4 protein-coding genes are annotated in these 4,416 nt (G+C 37.3%); 3 read left to right on the forward strand and 1 reads right to left on the reverse strand.

Features of this window, described 5'->3' with window-relative positions:
* The coding region (locus VNJ50_RS14555; RefSeq protein ID WP_325583023.1) for a DUF2207 domain-containing protein at window positions 1-1,518 on the forward strand (1,518 nt) is incomplete at its 5' end.
* 36 nt (window positions 1,519-1,554) lie between these two features.
* Here the strand turns inward: VNJ50_RS14555 and VNJ50_RS14560 are convergent.
* The gene (locus tag VNJ50_RS14560; protein WP_325583024.1) at window positions 1,555-2,031 is read right to left on the reverse strand and encodes a PA2169 family four-helix-bundle protein; all 477 of its coding nucleotides are present in this window, start codon (window positions 2,029-2,031) and stop codon (window positions 1,555-1,557) included.
* Between the two features lie 489 nt (window positions 2,032-2,520).
* On the opposite strand from VNJ50_RS14560, the gene VNJ50_RS14565 reads away from it, so the two are divergent.
* On the forward strand, window positions 2,521-3,834 hold the full coding sequence (locus VNJ50_RS14565; protein ID WP_325583025.1) for a pitrilysin family protein: 1,314 nt from the start codon (window positions 2,521-2,523) through the stop codon (window positions 3,832-3,834).
* A gap of 12 nt (window positions 3,835-3,846) precedes the next feature.
* Window positions 3,847-4,416, forward strand: a 570-nt coding sequence (locus tag VNJ50_RS14570; RefSeq protein ID WP_325583026.1) for a M16 family metallopeptidase, incomplete at its 3' end; no start/stop codon positions are given.

Consider the following 4,416-nt stretch of genomic DNA (forward strand, 5'->3'; position numbering starts at 1 on the left):
ATCCAAACCAAATATGATCTTTTGACCGAAGCTGGTAACCAAGAAATCAGAAAGATCAAAATAAATAAGGTGGACGTACCCGGACATAAGTTTAAAACGCCTTTTCAATTTGAACAAAATTTGACAGGAACGTATCAGATAAAAATTGGCGACAAAGATAAAACCGTAAATGGTGCACAACACTATGAAATCAAATATCGCGTGCACAATGCTTTTCTGTATGAAACCGATGGTATTAAATTTTACTGGAACTTAAAACCTAGCGATTGGCAGGCAACTTTCAGGAACATGGAGTTTAAGATATATTTACCTTCTTCCATTGCCATATCGCCAAAGGACCTTTTTATATATTCTGGAATTTCTGGCACAAACACGCCAAGTCAGGATATTGATTTTATAGTTGCAAATGGTGTTATTGAAGGTAAAAGCAAATCTGGTTTTTATTCAAATTATGGAGAAAGTGTGACGCTGTTGATCAATCTTCCGCCAAACTCAATTGCCGAAGTCAAGCCATTTTGGCCATTTTGGACCGATTATGGCTGGACATTCATATTGGTTATTCTCCTTGGTACTTTTTATAAAACTTGGGTTCGCTATGGCAAAGATGACAAAGTGGTTAGCATTACAAGTTATTTTCCACCAGATGGCATGGATCCTGCCATGGCAGGTTATTTAATTGATGATTCGGACGATGTTTATGATTTAATTGCTTTGATTCCGTATTGGGGTTCAAAAGGTATTCTCCGGATTGAGGAAATCCCAAAAAAAGGTTGGTTTACTGCAGCCGATACCAAGTTGATTGCCCTAAAAGCACTACCTGATGATGCATCCAGCTATGAAAAAACCATATTTGAAGGACTGTTTGGAAACGCCATCATTCCCGAAAGCACAGAAGTTTTGATAAGTAGTTTAAAAGATAAATTTTACACGAGCATGAGCAGTGCCCGGAGTTCTTTAGTAAAGCAGGCACAACCTTATTATGATTCCCGTGCCAAGCGAGCGCGCAATATAACCTATGGTGCACTTGCGGTATTAGCACTTATTTTTGCACCTTTATTGTTATTTACTTGGGGAATTATCGCCATGATTTCTTATGTTTTAGTCACCATGTTTTTGCTGTTTATGAATAAGCACATGATAAAAAAGAACACTGAGGGAAATGCTGCTTTATCAGAATTGAAAGGCTTTAGACAGTTTATAAAAGTTGCCGAGCTCAACAAATTAAAAATGTTGATCGCTGAAGATCCCCATTATTTTGAAACCACCATGGGGTATGCCCTTGCTTTTGGCCTGTTTGATAAATGGGCTAATAAGTTTGATGCTTTGCATGTACCACCGCCAACTTGGTACAGTACGACCTCAACGACACCATTGACCATGAATAGGTTCTCAAATTCTTTTGCCAATACCATGGCAACGACCAGATCGACTATGGTGAGTTCGCCAAGCAAAAGCAGTTCCTCTGGAGGTGGTTCTTCCGGTGGCGGATTTGGCGGCGGTGGCGGTGGAAGTTGGTAGATGCCATCGTTATTATTCAAAACCCATCAGCACTTTTTAAGCAATATCCTCTAATGTTTTTACGTGGTTGAGCGTGTCTTGAATGGTGTTTAATTGTGATTTTAAAAGGGAGTTGATTTGTGGTTTTAAAAACGTATTATTATTTATAACGTTTTGATATTCGTTAACACTACTTTTTTCGCCACGGATAACCTCTTCAAGGACGGCTTCGTCTTCATTTCCCGCTACGGAGCTTTTAATGTCGATCCATGCACGGTGCAAAGCACCAGCAATGCTTCCTTTTTCAATTGGTTTTTCGTCCAGATTATGTAATTCTTTATCAATTGCTGTGGCAAAGTTGCTGCGTTGCAATGCCTGTTGTTGTAAAAAGTTTTTTAAAGCTGGATTTTTGGCATCTTGCATGGCTTGTTTATAGCCCTTTTCGGCATCATAGTTTTTTTCCAATAAGTCTTGAAGGACATTTACGGTATCTTGATGAGAGCGTTCTTTTGCATTTTCTAAGGTAGTTTTCATGATATTTAGATTTTAAATTTCCATTCTAAATTAGAAAATCCGCAGTAAAAAATATCTTAAAAAATTGTTTTTGTGATGGCTTTAACGTTGGTTTAAATCTATATTAAAATTTTATAATTCATCGTATATGAGTAGTCTATGAATTAACTGGAAGCTGGGCATCAAACATTAAAAAGAGTAGCACATCGTTTCTGGCACCTATTTTTAGCCCAGTATGGCTATCTTTTTGTTAGAAACGTTCTGTTCAAGAAATAAGACTGTTTTCAGGGCAATTGTCATAGTTTTCTTTTTGGTATTTAATTGAAAATAAATAACGTAGTTCCGTAATTAATTACAATGTTGTGCCTAAATTTGAATAATTTATAAGTTTAATTCTTTTTGAAATTATTATCTTCCTTTATGAAATGAGCATGGCCAAAATTCATTCACAATCACAAATAAAGTTTTGCGAATTACATATCACCAATAAAAAACAATAAATATCTATATATGAAAAAACTACTTCTTTTACTCCTTCTCGGAATTCCACAATTGGGCCATTCGCAAATGAAGGTAGATGATGTTAAAACTTTTGTTTTAAACAACGGAATGAAATTCTTGGTCGTCGAGGATTTTTCAATTCCCAACGCCAATATGTACTTGTTTTACAAAGTTGGCAGCCGTAACGAATACCAAGGAATTACGGGGTTGTCTCATTTTTTTGAACACATGATGTTTAATGGTGCCAAAAAATACGGTCCTAAAATGTTTGATCAAACCATGGAATTCAACGGTGGTTCCAACAACGCTTATACCACCGAAGATGTTACGGTTTATACCAATTGGTTTCCGGCATCGGCTGCTGAGGTGATTTTCGATTTGGAAAGTGATCGTATTGGCCATTTAAGTATCGAACCTTCTATGGTAGAAAGTGAGCGTGGTGTGGTGTTGAGCGAGCGACGCACCGGACTTGAAAATTCGCCATGGCGACAATTATTTTCAAATGTACAGGCTACAGCGTTTCAAGAACATCCTTACCATTGGCCGGTAATTGGTTATGAAGATGATATGAAAAACTGGACCCAAAGTGATTTGGAACGTTATTTCAAAACCTATTATGCGCCCAACAATTGCGTTGTTATCGTTTCTGGAGCACTTAAATTTGAAAAGGTAAAAGAACTGGCACAAAAGTATTTGGAGCCAATTCCTGCACAACCCGAACCTCCAATTGTGCATATCGTAGAACCGGCACAAAAAGGAGAACGCCGTATTGTTGATCAAAAGCAAGTGGCCAGCCCGTATGTGATGATTTCTTACCACACACCAGAAACCAAAAATGACGATTATTATGCACTCAGCATGCTGAGCTCAATTTTGGGCAGCGGACAATCATCACGCTTATATGCTGAAGTGGTTGACAAAAAACAGTTGGCAACCGGTATTTTCACATCGTTTGGAAATAATTTTGATCCCGGTTTGTTTTCTGTAGCAGCCATCGCTAATAGAGATGTTGATGAATTAGATTTGGAAAATGCTATTTATACTGAAATCGAAAAGATAAAAAGTGAAGGTATTACCGAAACTGAATTGCAGAAAATAAAAAATCAGAAACTGATGGAGTTTTATAGCCAAGTGGAAACGATTAACGGAAAATCCAACACTTTGGGTACTTACGAACTCTATTTTGGAGATTATAAAAAAATGTTCAGTGCGCCCGAAAACTACAATCGTGTTACCGTAAAAGATATCCAGGACGTTGCAAAAAAATACTTTTCAAAAAGCAATAGAACTGTGGGCATTTTAAAATCGAATGTTGAAAATTAAGAAATGGATCTGATGAAAAAAATACTTTTAAATATACTGGTCGTTTTTGCAATGCCTGCAATGGTCATGGCGCAAACCTTTCAATTACCTAATTATACATCGTTTACGTTGCCCAACGGTTTGGTCGTCAATTTGATGGAGCAGCGTGATGTTCCGGTGATTGCGCTTTCGGTTATTTTACCGGCGGGTTCTATTTATGACGGTGAAAAAGCAGGTTTGGCATCACTTACTGCCGATGCCTTAAAACTGGGAACAAAAAATTATACCAAGACTCATTTGGATGAAGCGCTTGATTTTGTAGGAGCTGATATAAATGCGTATGCAAGTAAGGAATATGCATTGCTAAATGCAAAGTTTGCTTCTAAAGACAAAGAAAACATTCTGAATATTGTTAAAGATATTCTACTTTATCCAACGTTTGACGAGGCAGAATTTGAGAAGGAAAAAAGCCGTGCGCTGGTTGGAATAGAACGTCAAAAAGAAAGTCCGAGAAGTATTATTCAGTCTTATTTTGATGTTTTAGTTTATGGCAATCATGTTTATGGCAATATTCCGCAAGGAACTGCTGCCACATTAAGTGCT

It is taken from the genome of Gelidibacter sp., from assembly GCF_035577925.1.
In the GTDB taxonomy this organism is placed as follows: domain Bacteria; phylum Bacteroidota; class Bacteroidia; order Flavobacteriales; family Flavobacteriaceae; genus Gelidibacter.

Coding starts and splice junctions, on each gene's coding strand:
- VNJ50_RS14565 (WP_325583025.1), top strand. CDS start 2,521: ATGAAAAAACTACTTCTTTTACTCCTTCTCGGAATTCCACAATTGGGC.
- VNJ50_RS14560 (WP_325583024.1), bottom strand. CDS start 2,031: ATGAAAACTACCTTAGAAAATGCAAAAGAACGCTCTCATCAAGATACC.